General features: G+C 29.0%; 22 protein-coding genes. 9 read left to right on the forward strand and 13 right to left on the reverse strand.

The features are described 5' to 3' along the window. Positions 1 to 9: 9 nt before the first annotated feature. Entirely contained in the window at positions 10 to 1,500 is a 1,491-nt protein-coding gene (locus JNL75_08475) for a hypothetical protein (GenBank protein MBL7789844.1), read from the forward strand. Between the two features lie 12 nt (positions 1,501 to 1,512). On the opposite strand, the gene JNL75_08480 is transcribed toward JNL75_08475, so the two are convergent. Genes JNL75_08480 through kdsB form a run of 4 tightly spaced genes read right to left on the reverse strand, consistent with a single transcriptional unit; the run spans position 1,513 to position 5,229 of the window. After that, positions 1,513 to 3,018, reverse strand: coding sequence for a hypothetical protein (locus tag JNL75_08480; protein ID MBL7789845.1), 1,506 nt, complete (start codon positions 3,016 to 3,018; stop codon positions 1,513 to 1,515). Between the two features lie 27 nt (positions 3,019 to 3,045). After that, a complete protein-coding gene (locus tag JNL75_08485; protein MBL7789846.1) occupies positions 3,046 to 3,789 on the reverse strand; it encodes a glycosyltransferase family 2 protein in 744 nt (247 codons plus the stop codon). Positions 3,790 to 3,809: 20 nt separating this feature from the next. Next, a complete protein-coding gene (gene rpe / locus JNL75_08490; GenBank protein MBL7789847.1) occupies positions 3,810 to 4,463 on the reverse strand; it encodes a ribulose-phosphate 3-epimerase in 654 nt (217 codons plus the stop codon). Further along, entirely contained in the window at positions 4,456 to 5,229 is a 774-nt protein-coding gene (gene kdsB / locus JNL75_08495) for a 3-deoxy-manno-octulosonate cytidylyltransferase (GenBank protein MBL7789848.1), read from the reverse strand. The genes rpe and kdsB overlap by 8 nt, the downstream gene beginning before the upstream one ends. 104 nt (positions 5,230 to 5,333) lie before the next feature. On the opposite strand from kdsB, the gene JNL75_08500 reads away from it, so the two are divergent. Then, the gene (locus JNL75_08500; protein MBL7789849.1) at positions 5,334 to 5,990 is read left to right on the forward strand and encodes an outer membrane lipoprotein carrier protein LolA; all 657 of its coding nucleotides are present in this window, start codon (positions 5,334 to 5,336) and stop codon (positions 5,988 to 5,990) included. A 333-nt stretch (positions 5,991 to 6,323) separates the two neighbouring features. Here JNL75_08500 and JNL75_08505 read toward each other — a convergent pair whose 3' ends face one another. The 3 genes from JNL75_08505 to JNL75_08515 are packed head-to-tail and all read right to left on the reverse strand — an operon-like array spanning position 6,324 to position 7,562. Continuing rightward, positions 6,324 to 6,737, reverse strand: a complete 414-nt coding sequence (locus JNL75_08505) for a hypothetical protein (protein MBL7789850.1) — start codon at positions 6,735 to 6,737, stop codon at positions 6,324 to 6,326. Continuing rightward, positions 6,734 to 7,231 (reverse strand): hypothetical protein, encoded by a 498-nt coding sequence (locus JNL75_08510; protein ID MBL7789851.1) that lies wholly within the window; start codon positions 7,229 to 7,231, stop codon positions 6,734 to 6,736. The genes JNL75_08505 and JNL75_08510 overlap by 4 nt, the downstream gene beginning before the upstream one ends. Positions 7,232 to 7,235: 4 nt before the next feature. Beyond that, positions 7,236 to 7,562: a hypothetical protein gene (locus tag JNL75_08515; GenBank protein MBL7789852.1), complete on the reverse strand. Its 327-nt coding sequence runs from the start codon at positions 7,560 to 7,562 to the stop codon at positions 7,236 to 7,238. 116 nt (positions 7,563 to 7,678) lie between these two features. Between JNL75_08515 and JNL75_08520 the strand changes: the two genes are divergently transcribed. Beyond that, positions 7,679 to 7,897: a helix-turn-helix transcriptional regulator gene (locus JNL75_08520; GenBank protein ID MBL7789853.1), complete on the forward strand. Its 219-nt coding sequence runs from the start codon at positions 7,679 to 7,681 to the stop codon at positions 7,895 to 7,897. A 255-nt stretch (positions 7,898 to 8,152) separates the two neighbouring features. Here the strand turns inward: JNL75_08520 and JNL75_08525 are convergent, their stop codons facing one another. After that, positions 8,153 to 8,506, reverse strand: a complete 354-nt coding sequence (locus JNL75_08525) for a hypothetical protein (GenBank protein ID MBL7789854.1) — start codon at positions 8,504 to 8,506, stop codon at positions 8,153 to 8,155. Between the two features lie 464 nt (positions 8,507 to 8,970). Here JNL75_08525 and JNL75_08530 point away from each other — a divergent pair, with 464 nt between their 5' ends. From JNL75_08530 to JNL75_08555, 6 genes are all read left to right on the forward strand, one after another. Next, entirely contained in the window at positions 8,971 to 9,444 is a 474-nt protein-coding gene (locus JNL75_08530; GenBank protein MBL7789855.1) for a hypothetical protein, read from the forward strand. After that, positions 9,441 to 10,376, forward strand: coding sequence for a hypothetical protein (locus JNL75_08535; GenBank protein MBL7789856.1), 936 nt, complete (start codon positions 9,441 to 9,443; stop codon positions 10,374 to 10,376). Before JNL75_08530 ends, JNL75_08535 begins: the two co-directional genes overlap by 4 nt. A 9-nt stretch (positions 10,377 to 10,385) precedes the next feature. Beyond that, positions 10,386 to 11,423: a hypothetical protein gene (locus tag JNL75_08540; GenBank protein ID MBL7789857.1), complete on the forward strand. Its 1,038-nt coding sequence runs from the start codon at positions 10,386 to 10,388 to the stop codon at positions 11,421 to 11,423. Between the two features lie 38 nt (positions 11,424 to 11,461). After that, the gene (locus JNL75_08545; protein MBL7789858.1) at positions 11,462 to 12,010 is read left to right on the forward strand and encodes a hypothetical protein; all 549 of its coding nucleotides are present in this window, start codon (positions 11,462 to 11,464) and stop codon (positions 12,008 to 12,010) included. A gap of 110 nt (positions 12,011 to 12,120) precedes the next feature. Further along, the gene (locus tag JNL75_08550; GenBank protein MBL7789859.1) at positions 12,121 to 14,400 is read left to right on the forward strand and encodes an AAA family ATPase; all 2,280 of its coding nucleotides are present in this window, start codon (positions 12,121 to 12,123) and stop codon (positions 14,398 to 14,400) included. After that, entirely contained in the window at positions 14,387 to 15,604 is a 1,218-nt protein-coding gene (locus JNL75_08555) for a hypothetical protein (GenBank protein ID MBL7789860.1), read from the forward strand. Before JNL75_08550 ends, JNL75_08555 begins: the two co-directional genes overlap by 14 nt. On the opposite strand, the gene JNL75_08560 is transcribed toward JNL75_08555, so the two are convergent. The 5 genes from JNL75_08560 to JNL75_08580 form a co-directional block, all read right to left on the reverse strand. Then, on the reverse strand, positions 15,575 to 16,777 hold the full coding sequence (locus JNL75_08560; protein ID MBL7789861.1) for a hypothetical protein: 1,203 nt from the start codon (positions 16,775 to 16,777) through the stop codon (positions 15,575 to 15,577). The genes JNL75_08555 and JNL75_08560 overlap by 30 nt on opposite strands. After that, complete coding sequence (locus JNL75_08565; GenBank protein ID MBL7789862.1) at positions 16,777 to 17,763, reverse strand: nucleoid-associated protein; 987 nt, start codon at positions 17,761 to 17,763, stop codon at positions 16,777 to 16,779. Before JNL75_08565 ends, JNL75_08560 begins: the two co-directional genes overlap by 1 nt. A 14-nt stretch (positions 17,764 to 17,777) precedes the next feature. Then, positions 17,778 to 18,893: a hypothetical protein gene (locus JNL75_08570; GenBank protein ID MBL7789863.1), complete on the reverse strand. Its 1,116-nt coding sequence runs from the start codon at positions 18,891 to 18,893 to the stop codon at positions 17,778 to 17,780. Between the two features lie 83 nt (positions 18,894 to 18,976). Next, positions 18,977 to 19,423: a hypothetical protein gene (locus JNL75_08575; protein MBL7789864.1), complete on the reverse strand. Its 447-nt coding sequence runs from the start codon at positions 19,421 to 19,423 to the stop codon at positions 18,977 to 18,979. 7 nt (positions 19,424 to 19,430) lie between these two features. Further along, the gene (locus tag JNL75_08580; protein MBL7789865.1) at positions 19,431 to 23,129 is read right to left on the reverse strand and encodes an Eco57I restriction-modification methylase domain-containing protein; all 3,699 of its coding nucleotides are present in this window, start codon (positions 23,127 to 23,129) and stop codon (positions 19,431 to 19,433) included. Positions 23,130 to 23,134 lie beyond the last annotated feature (5 nt).

Below are 23,134 nucleotides of genomic sequence, written 5' to 3' on the forward strand. Positions count from 1 at the left end.
ATGAAAATCATGGTGGAGTATAAAAGAATTAATACGTATAAGATTTTTTTTCTCGTACTATGGATTATTGGGAGCATATTCGCAGCGGTGAATCATGAAATATGGCGTGACGAAATGCGCGCATTGAGTATTGTTATTGACAATACGAATATTTGGAACCTTGTTTCCGATCTCAAGAATGAAGGGCATCCTATACTATGGTATTTAATTTTGAAAGCAGCTTATTTTATCTATCCTCACTCTGTCGTATTGAAAATTGTCTCCTGGATAGTAGGCTTGTTTTCTGTATTAATTTTAATGAGATACTCAAAGTTGCCTAGATGGCTAGTAATATTATATTCTTTTAGTATCATTTTATTTTGGGAGAACACTATCATGTGTCGAAACTATGGAATTTCATCTTTACTTATATTTATTTTCTTGTATTTATATAGATCCGGCAGACTATATTGGATTATTCTCGTTTTAGCCTTATTGATACAAACAAATGTTCTATCTGTAGTTATTGCATGGCTTTTGTTTTTAATTTCAATTTTTTACAAGCAGGAATATTTACGCTGGACTCCTCAAAAAATAATAGCTGGTGTTTCATTACTACTCATTTCAACGTATTTGTTTTACTTCACTACTGCTCCTGATTCTACCTCTATCATTATTTCTATCAAGGAAAGAAACATATTAGACATGATGGCTTCAGGTATCAAATCAATTATTATTCCAGATAAATTATTTAAATCATTCATAGGGGAAATTGCGATTTTTAATTTTTTGATAGCATTCTTTATGTTATGGAGTTTAATTTCAAAAAGATTTCTAGCTGTTTCTTTTTGGTTCTTAATCGGTATAACTCAATTCGTATACACTGAAATTTACGCGCTCTATACGCGTCATTTAGGAGTAGTTTTTTCTTTTTTTATCGTCTTGTTAGATCTAGGAAAGGTCTATTCAAAGAAGTGGCAGCCTACTTTTTCGGACACCTTACAAAAGTTTAGTCTCTTTGTCGCCACCCCTCTTTTCTTTATGGGTATGGTCGTATCTACCATCATTCATGTTTGGCGTGATTTTAAACTTCCAGCAACCAGTAACAAGGAATTGGCAAGTTTTATTGAGGCAAATCCGAAATATAAAAATAGTATACTCATGGCGGACTCAGATTTTATAATAGAAGGACTGCCATATTACTTAGACAATCCTATCTTTATACCGAGGGAAAACTGTTTTAGAAAGTTTGTTCATTTTACAACTAAGAATAAAAATGAAATCTCTACTTCAGAATTGCTAAGATTTGCTAGTACAGATAGTATAAAGAAACTAGGTCCAGTGCTATTCGTATGTAGTTGTAAATTTGAACCAAAAGGTGATACATTGTATAAGTATCAGAATTATTCCCAATTGAAAGTAATGTTTCATTGTCCTGAAGATCTAAAAAGAATAAATAAACTAAAAGTCTTTAATACTAGTTTCGAGGACGAAAACTATACTTTATATGAGTTAAACTAACTAGTGAAATAGTTAGTAGGATTTATTAGTTAATAAATTTCGAAGTTCTATGTAAGGTTCGATGATAAAATGTTTTTTAAACTTATACATAAAAAGTATTAACATAAGAATCATATTAAAAGAGACCAGGATATTTAGATATGAATTAGGCGCAATAGTGTTTCCTATTTGGTAATTGATGCTTATACTCGTTATTACGGTTAAGTAAAATATCCAACTCAATTTTTGACTATATATCATGAGAAGTATAATGGGCATGAAATACCAAGGGTTAAAAATAGGTGAGTAGATAGTAATAATAATAATCCAAAGTTTGGCAAAGTAATAATACACCGAATTGACCTTTTTTACAGCTATCAATGGCAATAAGTTCCATGCAGCGATTAACAGACCTAGGATGGAAAAAAATGGAGCAATTTTGTTTTTTTGCCTAATAGCTTCGCTAATACTATTGAAATCAGGCTGCTGAGCACGCAGAAGGAGATCAGGAATACTTAGTCCGTTTCTTATTAACTCTGATCCATACCTATTTATAAGTATTAATATCTCTGTGTAGCTTCTGCTCGGAGTTTTTGTCCCATGATAGGATATAGGATTTGTTATTGTTTCTATTCCTTGCCATATAGGTATATAAGATAATACTACTATAAGGACACAGATTGCCACACATGATAAGGCAGAAAAGAAAAAGTTCATCCATTTTTTATTTTCTGCTCTATTCGAAGCGTAGGCTAATGAAATGAGAAGTGGTAATAGTATAATTCCATACATTATTTTGCAGGCCATAGCCAAACCTATAAAAAATGCTGCAAAATAAATTTTCTTATAATTCATGGATAAAATTGCTGCAGCTAATAAGGTTGTTATAACAATTTCAACATGTGTCTGACCAATACCCTCAATCAATAGAATAGGTGAAAGAATCGCTAAAGCGAAAAAATTATACTTCTTTTCAGGTAGTGTGTTTTCTATTTTACTTACAAGGTTAATTAAAAGTATGCCTATAAGCATTAATATTAGCTTGAAAACTATATAACTTTTAAATAAGGTTTTACCCGTATAACAGGCAACACCAAACAAAAAAAGCAATGGGGATCCATAGTGATTTGGGCATTCTTTCCACCAATCACTGACATAATCTATAAACTTAGATTGACGTACCAAACTGCCGTCAGTGTAGGTGAGTATCCCTCTAGTTAATAATTCTCCTTCAGCCAAGTATGTGTATATATCCGAAGCAAACATAACGGTCATCCCCGTGAATAGTAATATTGATAATACACTGATTCTAATGGTTTGGGATTTACTTATCCTATAGTTTTCATTTTGGACTACTATATTGTATAAGGTATATGACATTCCTATGATTCCAATATGATAAAGTGCAACACAGAGCCATAGAGCATAAGACGGCTCATAAATAAAGTTATCGTCTGCCTTAAGACTACCAGTAAAATGCCAGCGTATCCACGAAGATAAAACTACTAGTAGTGAATAGAAAAGATACATATAAGCCATAAGAAACTGATTTGGTTTGTTAAATTATCAATTTCGGAGATAGCTGCTATTCATTAATCCCCATTTATTTAATCTATACTGCCCAGCTGTCCATAGGCAACCTAATCCATAGATTGAACTGCGACGAAAATTTATTGAGGAGGCCTCTTCAAAATATTTAGTAGGACATGTAACCTCTGCACATTCAAACCCTTTGTAGAATAACTGTGCTAGCATTTGATTATCAAATACGAAATCATCGGAGTTGAGATTATATTGGATGCTTTCAAGAGATTTTTTTGAGAAGGCACGATAACCTGTATGATATTCAGAAAGTTTCTGATTCATGATTATATTTTGCGTAAGCGTCAAAAAGCGATTAGCGATATACTTATAAATTGGCATACCTCCTTTGAGTGCACCTTTACCTAGTATTCTAGAGGCTAATACGACATCATACAGTTCATTTCCAATGATGGAAACCATAGCTTCAACTAGCTTAGGAGTATATTGGTAGTCTGGGTGGACCATTACTACAATATCTGCACCAATTTCAAGTGCTTTATTATAACACGTTTTTTGATTACCACCGTATCCTTTGTTTTGTTCGTGTTTTATGACATGATGTATCCCAAGCGACTTGGCTACTTCACTTGTATCATCTTTACTGGCATCATCTACGAGAATGATTTCATCTACGATGTGCATAGGCACCTCATTTAAAGTCATTTCAATTGTTTTAGATGCATTATAAGCTGGCATCACTACTACTACTTTTTTATTCTTATACATATTTTAAAATTAAAATAAATTTATTTTTCCAATAATTTCAACACATACCTCTCAAAATCCTCTTCCTTAAACAAAGCACTACCACAAACGAGGGCATCGGCACCAGCTGCAATAAGTGTTTGACTATTCTCTATAGAAACCCCACCATCAACCTGCAATATAATGCATTTCCCAGATTTCGAAATGATTTCTCGTACTAGTTTGACTCTATCATAGGTAGCTTCGATAAACTTCTGACCACCGAAGCCTGGAAAGACAGACATGAGTAGAACTAAGTCCAATTGTTCCAAATAAGGTTGGATGACATTAACGTCGGTATCTGGATTGAGAACTAGACCAGCTTTCATATCTAGCTTACGAATTTGATTCAAATCTTCTTTTAAATGATGATTATTTTCAAAATGAATGGTGAGACCGTCTGCTCCATATTTTTTAAATTCTTCAAAGTAGCGACTAGGCTCATTTATCATTAGATGAACATCTATAAATTTAGATGTCAATTTTCTCGCAGCTTCTAATATCGGGAAGCCAAAGGATAAGTTGGGTACGTTTATGCCGTCCATGACGTCGAAATGCAGCCATTGTGCTTGACTCTTATTAATTTTTTCAAATTCTCGCTCGAGGTTTCGAAAATCGGCAGCTAGAAGGGATGGCGCTATAATTATCTTATTCATCAATATAATGATATAAATTATTTAAAACATACTCGTAATCTTCTTGGGTGTCGATAGATTTTGATTCATATTCTGTTTCAGCTATATAAATAGCGTAACCATTTTCAAGCCAGCGCAGTTGTTCTAATTTCTCTTGACTTTCAAGGTAGGACTCCTTTAAATGGATAATTTTTTCTAATACCTCCCTACGAAAACCATACATGCCTATATGTTTTTTAAATGAAAATTTTTCATTCTTATTCATAGTCTCTTTATCTCGTATAAAGGGGATAGGGCTTCTTGAAAAATATAACGCTTTATTCTTATCATCTGTCACTACCTTGATAATACTCGGATTGAAAAAATATGATTTTACATCATTAGCGATTGTCTCCATTTTTATTACTAAGGTTCCTATAGAGGCGCTATTATTCTTTTGAAACACCATTATAAGTTCATCGATACTAGCTGAGTGTATAAATGGTTCATCACCTTGTATATTGACTATAATATCATAAGATTCTTTTAATTTTGAGATAACTTCGCCACATCGTTCGGTTCCATTAATATGGGAAGTAGCAGTCATCATGACAGGAATGGAGAATTTTTTACACTCATCATAAATATTCTGGTGGTCTGTAGCTACAATAAGTTTGGTTAATCCTTGAGCTTGGCTCGCCCGCTCATAGACTCTGCGTATCATCGATTTACCTCCGATGTCTAGTAAGGGTTTCCCTTCTAATCTACTAGAACCATATCGAGCTGGAATTATCCCAAGAACTTTCAAAATAGTTTTTTTGCAAATATAAACCCAAATTAAACGCAGTTCTTTGTTTTTTTATCAAAAGACTGCAAAGGCTTTGCTTAGTTTTGTACCTTTACATTTTTATCATGAAAAGTATTTTCCTAATTTCATTCTTCTTCGCTAGTTTAACCCTTTCAGCTCAGCCAAAGACGAATTCAGTTGAAAAAAATGACCCGGAAGCGGAGAAGTATCTCAAGTTGCTAAAAACTAAGTTAGAGAGACTAGCAGCTTATAAAATGAACTTTAATACAGAGATTATCGATATTGACCAGAAAAAGGAGTCATTAAAAGGTAGCTATCTTGGTAGTGGGGACAAATTTGAACTAGATATGCCTGATGCCAAAACAATAAATGATGGTAAAACCCAATGGACGATAAATAAGAAAGATAAAGAAATTAATATAGCCAATTATTCTAAACCTAAAAAATCAAAGTCGGAGACCCCTATTGATATAGTTAAAAATTATGCTACACTTTTTAAATACAGAGTGAAGGAGCCTTTAGCTCAAAATAAGGTTATGCTAGAACTTATACCACTAAACAAAAATAGTAGTTTTTTTAAGGTAGATATCCAAATTGATGTCAAGAAAAATCAAATTATCAGTGCAAAACTATATGATAGAGGAGGTCATCGTATTATATTTAGTTTTTCAGATATGGTAGAATACAATAAAATTCCTAGTGGATCCTTTTCACTAAATATATCAAATTACAAAGATTTTGAGATATTGGATCTGCGATGAAGAATTTGTATATAGCATGCAGAAATGTAAGTAGACTTCATTGCACTATTACATGAACTAACATATAAAGGTAGTAAAAAATAAAAAGCCACTCAAAGGAGTGGCTGTGTGGGGATGACACTGACGATAAATGTCAGCACGACCACTTGTGTAGGGATGACAGGATTATAACTCTGCTCCTCCTGTGTCCAAACTATATGTTGATTATCTTCAACTTATCTATAAATACTGCTAAAATAATAGCTTAGTATATAGATAAGGTGTACAAATTGGTGTTTTTTACTAACATAATGAGGTTATTATTTTATTACTATATAATATCTGATTTAGTTACTAAAATAGAAATTTTCCATATTTAGTATTCCCTAGGTACATAAATCCCTCTTTTAATTTCCAATAATAACTGTAATAGCCATTTTTAGAGTTTTGTTTTTTGGGTTTAATGCCTAATTGGTCAGATATAGAGATTCTAACAGAATGCAAATTAGCATAGTTTTCAGCTATTTCTATCATACAAGCATTCAACCTATCACAAATGAAATCTAACTTTCCTCCTAAAATGCCATATCCTAAAATGGTTAGTTTCTTGAAATGCTTTAGTTTATAGGATTGTTCAGGGTCTTCTATAGCTGGTAATCCTCTAGGTTTAATGTATTTAGTATCTGATTTTCTGAGATATTTGACATACTTACTAAAATTAGAGCTTAAAGTAATATCAAGTGTATTTTCTACCTTATCTTTTGTCAAAATCCTTTCTTTTTATAAAGGTTAAAGCCCCATATTGAAATAGGAATAGTCAGAATACTTATGATACAGCTAGTGCAGAATATAATCAATCTTAGCTCAGTAGTGTTTGTGGTATAGATTCTTTCAGCAACTGAATTATTGATTGATTCAAGACAAGTATCAGAACTGATTCCACCCATATATATAAATATTGCTATGACTGTTAGAATATAACCTTTACTTGCAAATTTGACATTACTAATTGTATTTGAGTTTTGGTTAATCCAATTTTTAATAGAATTGACAAAGCTAAGTTCTTCATCTTTCTTAAATAAAGGTGGTGGGGTTGTTATTACAAATTGCTTTAATTCTTCAAAATCCAAAATGTTTTTCCATTCTTCATTACCATCTACCCAGACATTAAATGAGTCCTTCAATTCTATCTCTTTAAGTTCATCTAATTTGTAATGCCCAATGGCTTTTTTACCATCTGCTATGTGATATATTTTTTCCATACTGCTATTTAATTTTTAGAAAGAAGATTTTAAAACATCTGACAATTTTATCAGAAAAGGGCTGGTTTCTTGCTTGCTCATGTGAATACTCTCCTTGTGGGTGTACATTATCTATATACTCTATATTTTTAGAGTTGAAGCTAGTTGGTGTGTTAGTTTGAACAGCATTTTGTTGTGAATACTCTAAATATTCTGCTCTTCCAGTTGTATCAAAACTGCTATCTCCTAAGTCCTTCAATTTATCTAAAAGAGATTTATCAGAACTAATTGATATGTTTGATATTGAAATCATTAGTAGAACCAAGTAGAGTGATTTTTTTGTACTAATCATAATTTTTATTGATTTTTTTGTGGTTAAAGGTAAATAATTTATTTATCATATATGATAATTTTAGGTTTTGAATAGTGCCTTTCATTTGTAGGTAGTCATTTTGACTATCTTAAAGAATGACAGAAAAGGAATTACTTTGGTATTTAGGTCAGAAAATCAAGAGATTAAGAACTGAAAAGGGAATATCTCAAATTTCATTCTCTGAAATGATTGGTATAGAAAATTCTAACTTATCTAGAATTGAGAGTGGAAGGACTAATCCTACATATACTACCCTCAATAAAATTGCTACAGCATTAGAGATTTCTTTGTCAGATTTAGTAAGTGTAGATTAATGTATAATCCTTCATTTTTGGCTATATTTATATAATCTAAGGAATTTAGGAAGTTTCATTTTTTATTGAAATAACCTTATTTTTAATCTACTCAACTCTCTTACATTCTTAGTTAGATATTTATAAGCTCTATGCTATCATTAGTAACATAGAGCTTAAATCAAGGAGATAAAGAGACAATAGCCAGAGAGGATATTGGAAATTTAGGGACTGACCACAATATTATTTAAGGTAAATGTGGTCAGAAATGGCTATTTAGGCTATTACACCTTCTTCTACTAGCTCTCTGATAGCTTGAGGCTCATCATTCATCTCTACTGGAGAATAAACAAATCTTTGATTTTGAGTGGTTACCTCTCCTGAATCAGTATTAACTACTTCATAAGGTTCAACTTCCACTTTGACAATAGAGCCTGGCAAATTTTGACCTACCATAGACTTACAAGTCTCTTCTCCAAAAGTAGCAGGGATAGTAGTTTTTCTAACTGAAACATAGAAGTTTCCACTAGTCTTACTAGCTTTTAGTTCTGCTTTTCCAGAAATTTCAAGTACATAGAATTTCTTTCCATCTTCTGTTTGTCTTTCAAAATAATTTGAGATTTTTACCATTGTAAATAATTTTTTGGGGTTAATGAATTTGATATTTGAATAGGGCTAAGGTTTACCTGCCCTAAATTAGATAGAGTAGTTAGGCTAAGGAAATGAAAAAGAGAGAGAAAACACCATGAAATTCATACAGATTAAAACATAGCTATCTCACATTCTACCTTGAATAATCTTTCAGATAGAAATGAAACTAGTTACAACCTAGAATAATATTGATTACCCTAGTTATTCCCTGCCAGAATTTTTGTCCATATTAAAGCTAGGTGGGGGATTTTTCTTTATGAAATTAGAGTGGGTGGGGTGTTTAACCTCATTTGGGAATTTGTATAAGGTTTTAGTCCTAAAATTTTTAGAAAAAAATTCTAGATTATACTTAAAAATATACTTTGGTAAACTGTGGATAAATAATTTGTAGTAACCTATTTGTAAAGTTAATAATAATACTTACTTTTGGAAAAACCTAATTTATGAAATTTTTATTAATAAGAGAAAGTCTTGATGATAGTCAAAAAGAAATTTTGGAAAAATTTATCACTCATTTCTTTGAACCTACTGGCAATAGAAGAAACTATAGAACAAATGAGATAGAATATGTATATGTAGTATTCTATAAAATTTTCAAGAAACATTTTGGATTTACTCCAAATCAAGTTGATATACTGAAATCATTTCAAAACTGTGGATTCAAAATTTATATGAAAAGTGGGGGCTCTAAGGATAAGAAACTGGGAAGAACTTTAGGAAAATTAATAGAAGTTTCAAATTTTGATTTACCAGAGAAAGCCAAAATGGATAATCACTTTATGGAGATAAGCCCATTAATAGTTAAAGCATTAAGTAGAATGCACATGAATTTACCACTTTTAAAAGATCCAAATATTATCAAGGAAATTAAAGATTATGAAATTAAATTTGAGAACTTTTTAAGGTTAATCAAATGAGCAATATTTTAATTATTGGAAATGGGTTTGATTTAAGTTTAAGATTAAACACATCATATAAGCACTTCCTTGAAAGTAAGGAATACAATGAAATAAAAACCTCTGATGGGTTGTTCCAACATTTAACTAATGCTAAATCTGTAAAGAACTGGATAGATGTTGAAGTTGAATTAAAGAATTATAGCAGACAATTAGTTGAAAGCCAGAGTGGACATCATGAAGCTTTTAAGCCTCATTATACTAAAGCTAGTAACATACAGTTTAAAACACAATTTAGGAGCTTAGTATCAGCACTAAGAAAGTATCTTACTAGAATAATTAAAGAGTCCAGTATTCAATGTAGTTCTGAAATAATGTCTTTAATTAGTATTTTCCAATATTTAGATTCCTTTGAAGTAATTAATTTCAATTACACTAATACTTTTTATAATATCTGTAGTGAGTTAAAGATTAGTTATTCAAAGGTTAATCAAATAAATATTCACAATACTCTTTCAGAAGATATAATTTTTGGAGTAGAAGATATTAATAGTAAAATTCCTGAAGACCATTTTTTCATTCAAAAATCTACTAATGAATCTTATGGTCAAAATACCAGTATTATCAACAAATTTTATGAAAACTATTCTAACTTTTTCTTTTTTGGGTACTCTTTAGGAGAAACTGATTTTAATTATTTCTACAATTTATTTTTAAAGATTTCAAAGTCTCAAGTTTCAAAAGCTAAAAGTATAATAATATTTTACTATGATGAAGACCCAAATGACCCAAATGGTCAAGAAGCTAAAGATAGTATAAATCAAAATTTAACCAAAATGTTAAAAAATGGATTATCTGATTTTAAACTAAACTGCAATTTTGAACTAGTGGGAACTAGTAAATTAAAGGAGGATTATACCAGATTTCATTGGTATCTTGACAATACAAATTAACACCTAAAAATGGATAGATTTGCAACATCAGAATATAAAGTCACCTATTTAATAGGGGCTGGGGCTAGTGCAAAAGCACTACCAATGGTTAAGGGGGAAGAAGGCATAGCTGTTAAGTTAATTGAATTTGCAGAAAACTTAAAAGCAAACTCCTTAATTGAACCTAAATTTAAAATTTATGTGAATTTAATAGCTGAATCACTTCTATGGATTGCAGAGGGGTCAAAGAAATTTGGAACACCAGATACTTTTGCAAAATTTCTTTTTTTGAAAGAAAAGTCAAACTTATCTAAATTCAAACAAGCTCTTTCTTTTTATTTTGATGTTGAACAGCTAATAAATAATAGACTAGATGATAGAGTACTACCTTTTTTTACTAGTATTATGAATACTACTATCTTTCCTTCAAATGTTAAAATTTTAAGTTGGAATTATGACTGTCAATTCCAACTTAATAGTGAGGTTTTTGGTAGTGAAAAATTTGACTTTCTTCCTGGAGGGGCAACTGGACATACTCCACCTTTCATAACATATTATCCTTCTATTGGTAAGGAATTTCATGTTAATCATGATTCAGCAGATATGAATGAATATACAATGGTTCATCTAAATGGAGTTGCTGGATATTATATGCAGGAAAAATTACAATATATATTTAATGATTTTATTAATAAAAAGCCTAGTAATATTAATGAAGTATTAAAAAGTTATTTCTCTTTTGATAGTAAGAACTATTTAATTTCATTTGCTTGGGAACACAATACTGAACTTGATTATTATATAAGAAAGAGAGTAGAAATTGCTAATCATATCATTAAGGATTCTGATGTTTTGGTGGTTATTGGGTACTCATTCCCTTTTTTTAATAGAAATATTGATAAGCAAATTTTTAATTCATTAAAAGAGAGAGGGAAGTTAAAAAAGATATACTTTCAAGACCCAAATCTTGATGGTAGTTTTTTAAGGAAGCAATTTGACTTATCTGAGGAATTAGAAATAATTCATATTAAAGATGTAAGTAATTATTATATACCAAATGAGCTTTAATTAAAATTTTATATAAGCTAGAATTATAATACTTTGGAATGGATAAAAAAATAATAGACTTGGTTAGCAAATATTCTGATGTATATAAGGATTTAAAAGAATTACAACCTAAAGACAAAAATGACAAAACTAGTCTTCTACCAACAGGAGACCAGATAACTGGTGTTATTGCAGAGTATTATGCTAAAATTTATATTGAAAGAACAGAAAAGTGTATATCTAACTATTCTAGCACAAATGAATCTTATGATATTTTGTGTAATAATATAAAGTACCAGGTTAAGTCAGTTTCTTCATATTCTAAAACCAGAGTTATTGCACCATTGAATTTAAAAGAAAATGGGTTTGATTATTTATTATTATTTGACTTAGATTATAATTTTCTTCCAATTGGATTTTATATTAACTCTTATGCAGATATAAAAAGAAGACTTTCTGATTTGAAAAAACAAGATATAATAAAAATAGTAGGCTCATTAATGAAAAGCCATGGCAATAGCATCAAAAAATCAAATGGCTCAGCTATCTATAATTTTAATAATAATAAAATTAATGATTTAATGAGTATATTAGATATTAATAACTGAAAAGTAAGATATGGATTTATTGAACTTATTAGAAATATGTATGGCAGTATATCTAACATAAAGCCAATTTTCAATTTATAATAGTCTGCAATACCTAATTAATATAATATATGAATATAGAAAGACTAACAGATTATTGGATTAAGTATAAGGAATACTTTGAACTACCTGAGCCAGAAAATGATGAAAAATACAAATGGACTGTATTAGCCCAAGTATTTGAAAAATGGGATTGGAAAGCTCCAAATAAAGTAGAAATGTTTAAAAATACCTTTGAAATTCAAGGAAACCAAAATCTTTGGGTAAGTAGGGATTATTTTCCAATTAAACATACTAATTGGATGTTTGAAGTTTTTCCAAATGAAACTATTGAAGCATTCAATAATTTGTTTGATGAAACTACTCCAATACTGGATAGGGTGAAAAAATTTATTGGATTTTATCATGAGAAATTACCTTTACTTAAAGCATTAGTTCCAGATAAAAAAATCAATTATCATAGTCATGGTGATATGAGAGCAACTGCTTTGTATCTTTATCTACAAAATCCCAATAAATACTATTTGTTCAAATTCACAATGGTGAAAGATTTTCTATTAAATATAGGAGAACAAAGTATTAAAATGGGGAAAAATGAGAACCTTGAGTTATTTTTTAATTATTCAGATAAAGTATTGGATTTTATTAAATCTGATACTGAATTTTTATCCAAGTATAATGAATTTACACATGAACAAAATAAATACAAAGATGAATCTCTACATTTATTAACCCAAGATTTTATCTATTTCATAAGTAAGAGTAATAAAATTAATTTACAATCAAATAATAACACCAATATGAGTATAGTTGAAGATATTTTTGAAGGGTATAAATTATTTCTGTCAAAAACTAATTATGCACCAAAATCACAAGAAATATTTTTGGATGTAGCTAAAACATATTTTAAAGTTGATTGGAAAAAAGAGTTTAATAGTGAATTCAAATCCACCAATTTAACCAAAAAAAATATTTATGAGCTCTGGGAATATTGTAAATCCAAGAAAAATAGATTTAAGGGAGATTATAATTTCATCCAATTTTTAGAAACATACTTCCATTTAACTCATAATTTAAACTCAATACTATATGGAGCTCCAGGCACAGGGAAAACATTTAATACTAAAAAATTAGCTGTAGAAATAATTACTGGATTAGAATTTAATGATTCAGATTCTGATAGAAAAGATATTCTAAGATACTATAATGATTTGAATACTAAAGGATATATTCAGTTTACAACATTTCACCAAAGTATGAGTTATGAGGAATTTGTGGAAGGTATAAAGCCAGAAAACAATAATGGAAAAGTAATTTATGAAATAAAGGATGGTATATTTAAATCAATTTGTACAGAAGCTCAAACTAGGAAATCAATAAGTTTTGAAGATGCATACTTAAATCTTATTGAGGAACTAAAACATATAGACCTACTAGACCTAAAAACACCTAGTGGAAATACTTTTTCTATCTCTCTTAATAGAAATAACAATCTAAGTCTTCATACTGGTGAAGATAGAGGGAAACAAGGCACATTAACAAAAGAGAATATTCTTAAACAAATATCAGGTGAAAAGAAGTTTATAGGATGGGAAGGCTATTTTTTAGGGGTAATCAATTATCTTAAAAGTGAACATAATTATAATGGTAGTCTATCTCAAGATTATGGTAAATATGTACTAATAGTAGATGAAATCAATAGAGGCAATGTATCAGCTATTTTTGGAGAGCTTATTACCTTAATTGAAGAAGATAAAAGAAAAGGAAATATGGAAGAAATTATAGTCAAATTGCCATATTCAAATTCAGATTTTTCTGTACCTAGTAATGTCTATATCATTGGAACTATGAATACTGCTGATAGAAGTGTAGAAGCATTAGATACAGCTTTAAGGAGAAGATTTTCATTTATAGAAATGCCTCCAATACCTGAGAAATTAAGCACTATAATAGAAGAAGATTTAGAAATAAACCTATCAAAACTTTTATTTAAAATTAATCAAAGGCTTGAAATACTGATAAATAAAGACCACCAAATAGGTCATGCATATTTTATGGGTATTAATTCTACCAAAGACCTAAAACTTGTTTTTAAAAATAATATTATTCCATTACTAGAAGAATACTTCTTTGGAGATATTGGTAAGATATGTCTAGTCTTAGGTGATAATTTTATGGAATTGGTGTATAATAAGAGTAGTGAAATAAAACAAGCTCTAGCTATAAGTAAAGTCTATAAAGAAATAGATTTTGTATTAGATAAGCAAGTTTTTAAAGTCAAAAATATTGATTATTTAGAAGCAAAAGATTTTATCTCAATTTATCAAGATCCAAATATTGAAGAAGACTAATCTTATTCAGGTTTTTGAGTATCAGAAACTGAAATATACTGATACCAATGATTTTACAATATCTCATTTTAATGAGTTAGTGAAATTCAATGAACTAAACTCAAATAAGTATTTTACACCTATTCATAATGGGATTCAATTTAATAGCTATGTAGGTGTTATACAAGTTGGAATACTAATCATAGAAATTTTACCTAAAGCAGATAGAAATGATAATCCCAATGCTAGTTTATGGCAAGGAGTATTACTAGATATGCTCAAAGTCTGTAATGAATTAAAGGTAGAAAACACATCAGAATCTAGTTTAAAAATTAAAAATAACTCTATTCTTGACCTATATTTTGAAATTTATCTCAATGAAATAGAATCATTTATACATAAAGGGCTTATCAAAAAATATAGAAAACTAAGAAGTAATCAAACTGCCCTCAAAGGCAAACTTCTGTTTTCTCAGAATATCCAAAAAAACAATGTACACCAAGAATACTTCTATTGTGAACATAATACTTATGATAAAGACCACTTAATTCACCAGATTCTATTAAAGGGGTTACTTGTTTTAGATTGCTTAGTCAGTGCCAATTTGAAAGACAAAGTAAATAGATTATTATCATATTTTGTAGAAATACAAAGAGTTAATATCAACAAATCACATTTTGACAAAATAGTCAATAATAGAAAAAATACTCATTATCAGAAAGCTCTTAGTATAGCTAAAATGATAATTCTGAATTACTCTCCAAACTTGAATAATGGTAGTAATAATATGATAGCATTACTATTTGATATGAATAAGCTCTGGGAAGAATTTATCTATAGAATACTACTGAAGAATACTTCAGAAGAATATGAAGTATCTTATCAAAATAGTGAGGATTTCTGGGAGTATAAGACTATTAGACCTGACATAGTTATAAAGGCTAAGAATCAAACTTATATCATAGATACTAAATGGAAAATTGTAGATAATAATAACCCATCTGATAATGATTTGAAACAAATGTTTACATATAACCTACATTGGGAGGCTGAAAAGAGTATTCTATTATATCCTAAAATAGACCAAAAAGATTCAAAATTTGGAATCTATCACTATAATGGATTAGAGAATAAATGTAAACTAGGATTTGTTAATCTTATATCTAATGAAGGTAAGCTAAGAAATGGAGAGGAACTAACTAATGAAATTTTGGATAAGTTTTAAATAGCAGCAATACAAACATACTAACTTACAATTATAAATGAATATATAGCTTGAAATAGTTACTACTAAAATTAGTATAGTGACTATTCTGATAATCCATAATTTTCTCTTCTGTTTCTTTATGTCTATGCTTTCAATATTTTGAATTTCAGACATAATTTCACCTAGTGTACTATCATTTTTTATTCTATCCTTAAACCTTTGAATATCTAATTCTATTGATTTTATGGCATTTTCAATATTATTTAGAAATATAAACCATACTAAAATAAAAAAACTTATTCCTAGTACAAGTAAGGCAGAATCCTTAATGAAATGCTCTCCTTTAAAATCAAAATTATTAAGTAAGAATATATATCCAATAGGAATTCCAAAAATATAGCCAGACAATTTATTTAGTGTATCATAAATCCTATCATTGATTTTTTGAAAATACTCTATAGAAGCTGATTTAATCTTTTCAAAAGAAAATTCTGAAATAAAGAGTCTATAGCTTTTTCCAAAATTATCAATTATTGTGAACCAATTTTGAATCAAATGCTTATATGTACTCCCATTCTTACTTAGTTCATTAATTAACTCATTTATAAATAATTGCTTTTTATCTTCAGTCTCATTAATTTGTGTATTGATACTAATCAAATCACTATTTTTGATATTAAAGTTTTCTAAATCTTCCTTATTGTAATTTAACTTCAAAGTGATTCCTTTGTCAAATCTATAGAAGAAAAGCTCAATTTCATTTGATACACTTTTTTGATAATCACTACAAAACATGAGTATTTCTATTAGTAATAGATTTGTTTTGTAATTTTCAAGAATACTAGGAGCAATTGAAGTTTCATCAGATAGATAATCAATCTCCTTAATATAAAATTTATTTAAATTGTTTTGATACTTTTGACTATTGATAAAATCATTGAATTTGTAGAAGTAATTAGGAAAACCCCCAGTTCTTAGTTCAATATTTATATTATCTCCTATTCTGTCCTCTAAGTTTCCAATATTTGAATTAGTGCTATCATAGATATCTTCAATTTCTTCTTTAACTTTTGAAAGATTTTCAACTAACTCTTTGGTTAAAATAGCTTTACCTTTAATAGAGATTTCATCTATCTCAACTATGGATAAATGTCTAATTACATAAACAAAAAAATCTAATTTATCTTGCATTAATTATCTTCAAAAATTTCATTGATTTGCTTTTCTGGAACATTTTTAATCACTATATCAGTTCCATTTCTTACAATCTTTTTATCTCTAATTAGACTTTTATCAAATGTTAATTTATAACCAGTTTCTTTTACAGTATTCCTAGTAAATTTATCATAGTCCTGTTTTTTTGTCAATCTAAAACTTCCACTTATTTCTATATTATTTGATTGAGCTAAGTCAATAAAAAATTGTGGGTTTTCCTTATTAATTATTGCTGATATTGCCAATAAATTAACATCTTCATCTTTTGATACTTGTGAATTGAAATAGTCTGTTAAATTTTCTCTTATCTCATCCTTTCTTTCAGTAGGTACATTTTGTTCTCTACAGTATAATTTAAATACATCATATACTGCTCCTACATTAGCTTTAGCAGAAGTTAAATCAGTGCTTCCAATAAATTTTTGAAAATACTTGGATACTTCTCTAGTTTCCTTGATAAATGTAAGATAAGAATCTTCTTTATTCTCCCATTTATCTATATTGACTCTATTAGCTCTTGCTATTTTATCAGTATCTAATATCTGTAGTTTATGAATATCTAAATTTGAATCCTCTACAGTATATTTAGTAGATTTTTCTAGCATAGCTGTGATAATAAAATCTCTATTACTTTCAATGTAATGGATAAACACTACATAGCCTCCTGTAGTCTGGGGTATATCAATTTCCTTTTTCAATAAATCCATTGCTTTTTTAGAAAATTCTATAAAATCTAATTTATTGCCTAAATAATCTGATATCCTTTTTTGAAATGGATATGTATCACTATCATCCTCAAATGTCCCACTAGTAGGATTTTTGGAAGTGTACTTATTTACTAACTCCTCAACAAAACCTATTGTAATTTCATTTATCTGAAGTAAATGATTTGAATTATTAAGTTTGGCATTTCCATTTATCTCTTTCAATACTTGGTGTAGTATGATATTTTTTAATTCCATAATTTATAGTTTAATTACTTATACATTTTTTCTAATTTCTCTCTATTTGGTGTCAATTTTTCATCCCCTTCAAACTCTACATCAGGATATATATCATTTTTAAAATAGAACTCTCTAGTACCTTTAGGAATATGCTTAATTAAATCATATTTTGTAATATATTTTCTTTGAATAATATCACTTGTGTCAATTTTGTCTTTCTTATCAGGGTCTAACTCCCACCCTCTACCTACAAGGCTTATACTATTAAGATATAATAGAAATTGCTCTTTATTTGACATTTGATTTCTTAGGAATCCTGCATATTCCCATTTTTCATAATAACTAAGAAAATCTTGTTTGTTTATGTATCTAATCATTGAATATATATGCCTAAAAAAATGCCCTAACCTATGTTCATGTCCTCCATAGTACTTAATATAGTCATCAACTTTATTGCCTTTTGTTATATACCAAAATTCTTTATATTTAAAAGAATGTCTTCTTCTTATCCATCTATTCCAGTAATTAGAAGAACAAACTGGTTTCATTTTTAAGTAATTAAAAAGCTCATTTGCATCTTCTATATACTTGTCACTAATTAGCAATTTAATATTTTCTCTACTCATTTCACCTACTCCATAAAATAAAGCAATATAAGCAAGTTCTAGTCTAACAAATTCATTCAAATTATTAATTAGATTATCATTTGTGGATTTGAAGTTAGCTAATTTTTGCTTGTAATTGTCTTGAAGTAAGTCTGTAAATTCAATATTATAATTATCAGAATAAAAGCCTACTTCTTTGTATAGTTCCTTAAACAATCCATAAAGCTCATTACCAACTATTTTTCCTTCATAAACATATTTATCATTTTCTTTTTTAGAAATATCTGTAACTGATTTGAATCTCCATTCTGATACATTATCTCTATAGATTTTTAGCATTTCAAAATAGTTTGTTTCAAATTGCTGTCTTTGAAATTGTTTCTGAACTTGATTATTAGCTTGTTTTTGAACCCAGAATGCTAAAAAAGTTAGAATTGAAGCAATAATTGCTACTAATGGTCCTAAAATACCACCAATTGTATCTCCAATATGTCCTGTTTTTTCATTAAAATTATCATTTAATGAATACACTACAAAATCCATTGGAAACCAATGAACTAAAAATAGGTAAAATAGAATGGACAGAATTATTATCACAATAATACTATAAATTTTATCAGACATACTCATAACACCATTTGAATTTTATCACTATTCTTTGGGTCATTATTGAGCATTTCTAAATCTTTTCTTTCAATGCTATATTCTTCATGCTTAGAATTCCATTTTCTTTTAGTCACTAAATTTTCCATTACAAATTGACCTGTACCATTGTATAATTCTACAATTTCACCACTTTCCTTTATAAGGACAACTATAAAATAGTCAGGAATTAGGTTAGCTTTAAAATAACTACTACCTTTAAATGTAGCTTTAATTTGAATTTTTTTACCTGTAGATATTTCAAATCCATCATGTAATTTAGAATTCTCTGGATATAGCTCAATACCATATTTTTTAGCTACCAATACTTCTCCAATATCCCCTACTAATTTACCATCTAATGTAAATCCTCTATTGTATTTTTCTTTTAGAGATTTTGTAATATCTAATAATTGTTTAATTTCTTTCATTTGAATCTTATTTATTTTCTATAATAGCTATCTCCTCCTCACTCAGCCCATATAGCTCATAGACTAGCTTATCTACCTCTGCTTCTAAGTCAGTAGTATCTGCTTCTGGATTGGATTTTTTGAGAGAAAGGATTTTGTCTACTAGCTTGATAAATGGCTGTTGTTTTTTATCATCTAATTCAATAATTGGAAATTCTTCAATAGTTGCTTTTTTAAGTGTATAAGCTCCCCCAGCTGTCATTACACCTATTTCTTGAAATAAAAATTTCATAAGATTAGAATTCAAAATAGCTAATAGATACTTTAAATTTAAAGATTCTGAAATCATCATAAAACCTCCACTTGACAAATAATGCTTTTCAGTATCTAAAGCAAATCCCCACTTATCAGCAGTTAATGCCCATACAATTTTATCTTTTTCAAACATTTCATAATATGCAATGTTATCTTGAATCTCAAACCATTTATATTCTCCTGGCTTTCTTCCTTTAATATCATTTTCTTTCTTAGGTTTTAAATCATCATAGAATCTATTTAAATGATTTTTAATTGAAATATCATTTTCAATATTATATCCTTTTCTGGTAAATATTAGAGATAAGGTAGATTTAACTGTTGTATATTTTTTTAAATTTGCTCCTTTAAATAAAGGCTTAATTATATCATTTTTTTTAAACTCATTTAATATATCATTAGAAATAATAAAAGCAGGATCATATCCTGTAGTTACACCTCTTTTAATATCCAAAGATTTGATATCTTTAATTGGCTTACCTTTAGATAAAATTTTATCTATAATAGAAGCATTGTCATTAAAGCTCCAAGCCTTTTCTGATAATTTTGAATTTTCAATTTGAATATTTCTAGTAGCTAAGTATTGAACAAAATTTTCCTTTGGGGAATCTTCATTATTAAATTCAACAAAATCAAATATTTTCTTTTTAGTAAGAAGTTTGCTATAAATAAATATTGCACTTGAGACTAAGGCTTCATCAAATATGGGAACTTGTTCAAAATTGATTATGCTATTAATTTGCTTACTTGAAATCAATCCTCTTAATAAGCTACCATATTCTGTTCTGAAAAATTTATTTGTGTTTATAAATGATAACACTCCATTTTCATTGAGAATATTATCTCCTAATTCAAAGAAGTAAACACTAATATCTGCACTACTTACATAGATTTTAAACTGTGTTTTTAGTATCTGGCTAATTTCTGCTAGTTTTTTATGATCTATATAAGGAGGATTTCCAATCACAACATCAAATCCAATAAAACCTCCATTCTCATCTAGTACTTCTGGAAATTCAAATCTCCATTCAAAGGCATTTTGATAGATAGGATTGGATTCTATGTCTTTTTTTTCTTGAGTTAGTTTTTCTAGTTTGGCTTCATAGTCTTTGACCTTTCCTTTTTCTGCATCTGTGAGAGGAAACATAGGGTTTTTGGATTTCAAAATCTCCATAGTCACCTTATCCATTTCATTCTGTACCTTATCAGTTCTCTTATCTCTCAGTTTAAATTCAGATTTGAATTGGTCTATTTTCTTTACAAGTTGAGCTTTAGCAGATTTATCTCTTTCCCCTTTATATACCTTTACCCAAGTAGTGTATTCTTTCAGTCTAGTTTGGAAATTAGGTATAGACTCAAACACACTATCCTTTACTTCAAATCTACTTATTAAGCTATTGCCACATTTGATATTGATATCTATATTAGGGAGGGTTTCTAGTTCTTTGTATTTGCTAGATTCTGTATAGTAGGCATTTTTGAGTAACTCTATCCATAGTCTCAGTCTGCATATCATCACAGATTTAGGATTGATATCTACTCCAAAAAGGCAGTTTTCTATGATAGTCTGCTTTTCTCTAAACAAGGTTTCTTGTATTCTTCTACTTTCTTTCTTTTGAAACAGGTAACTATAAGGGATTCCTCTTTCATCCTTAATGACAAGCTCATCATTTTCTATGTCTATAGTATATTCTGATAGATCCACTCCCTCACTATCTATTAGAATTTTGAGGTCTTGCTTGATAGTAATGAGTTCATTGAGAGCTGAAACTAGAAAGTGTCCAGAGCCTACAGCAGGGTCACAAATTCTCAGGGTATTGAGGATATCACTAGCCTCTTTTTTCTTGATAGATTTGATTTCATTCTTGAGGTCTTTAAATTCTTCACAGTTCCAGCCATAAGTGTCATTGAATTTCTGTACCACAGCCCTTCTAATACTTTCCCTGCACATATACATAGTGATAAAGCTAGGGGTAAAGAATGAGCCATCTTTATATCCATTGATTTTTTCAAATATCAATCCTAAGACAGAAGCATTTATTATGGATTTTGAATTCTCCTTGATTTTACCTTTGCTCTCATCTCCAAAATCATAGGCATCTAGAAATTCAAATAGATATTCTAGGGTTCTTTTACTGCTTCCCTTTACTTGAAAATTCAATACACTATTAGAATAGATGGGAATATCCAATCTATCTTTTAAAACATTAATTCCAAAATAGGTTCTTTCTAGTTCTGTTTCTTCAAATAGTGAACTATTGAGATAAGGTATATTACCATAGATTTTCTGAATAGATTCTGGTCTTTCTTTATAATTAACAGCTAATACCTCAAAAAATAATTCTTCTAAAACATCATATTCATTGACTTTTTTATAATTCAAAAAAGCAAAGTCAGAATTATTATTATACTTAATTAATTGACCTTCTAATAATTTTAAAAATAGAATCCTATTTAACCAAGTAATAGTTAATTCCAGAGCTATCTCATAGCTCTCAGTTTCTGATACATCTCTAGCTTTGGCTTTCAATTTAGCTAGTGTATTTTCTAAAATACTTCCTTCATTGGGTTTAGCACATCTTTTAATGGTTTTTTTACTACCTTCTTTGACTTCCTCTAAGCCTAAAATATGCAATAATTCAGCATAGAATTGTTTATTGAGGGAGTTGCTGTCATTGGCTATTTGCTTCTTCAATAAATGCTCTGAACTTAGGATTTTGTATAAATCCAGTAGAGCTTCATCATCCTCTAAATTGTCATTATTTATGATAGATTCATAATCCTTGAGATTGAAATAAGTACAAGGAATAGATTCTAGATTTTCTTCTATATGAGGAAATAAAACTTCTTTGTAAAACCAATCTGTTTTAGACATTAATGAGGTCTTATTTGTCCAGTCTAGATAGCTATCTTTGATTTTTTTATTGTCATAGAAATATCTCTCAAAATCACTAGCATCAAATATGTACCATTCATAGATATTTGAGATAATTAGGTGCTTAATCTCTAGATTTTTATTTTCAAATCTCTCTTTAAGAAAATAAGTAATTAACTGCTGAAATGATTTGCTATTAGGGCTTTTAACAGAAATCATCTCTGATTTATTGGAAGGTTGTTTAGTCTCTATGATTATCCCTACAGGACTGGTGGCATTTGACCCATTATGTATCACAAGGTCATTTCTACCTTGTGTATTGATACTATGATTCCCTTTGTAGTATGTATCTAGTAAAAAATCCCTTACTATTGCCTTATAATGTTCCTCAGATTCCTTTTTCTTATCTGCTATAGCTATATCTTCAAAAGCTTTTTTGATATTCTCTTTGAACAGCTCTATTTTCTCCCTATCAATATGGAGTCTTTGATAAGAAGCTTTGAGTTTTTTAGCAGGATTGAGTATATCTAGTTTCAAGAATG

It is taken from the genome of Chitinophagales bacterium (assembly GCA_016787225.1).
Lineage (GTDB): Bacteria > Bacteroidota > Bacteroidia > Chitinophagales > JADJOU01 > CHPMRC01.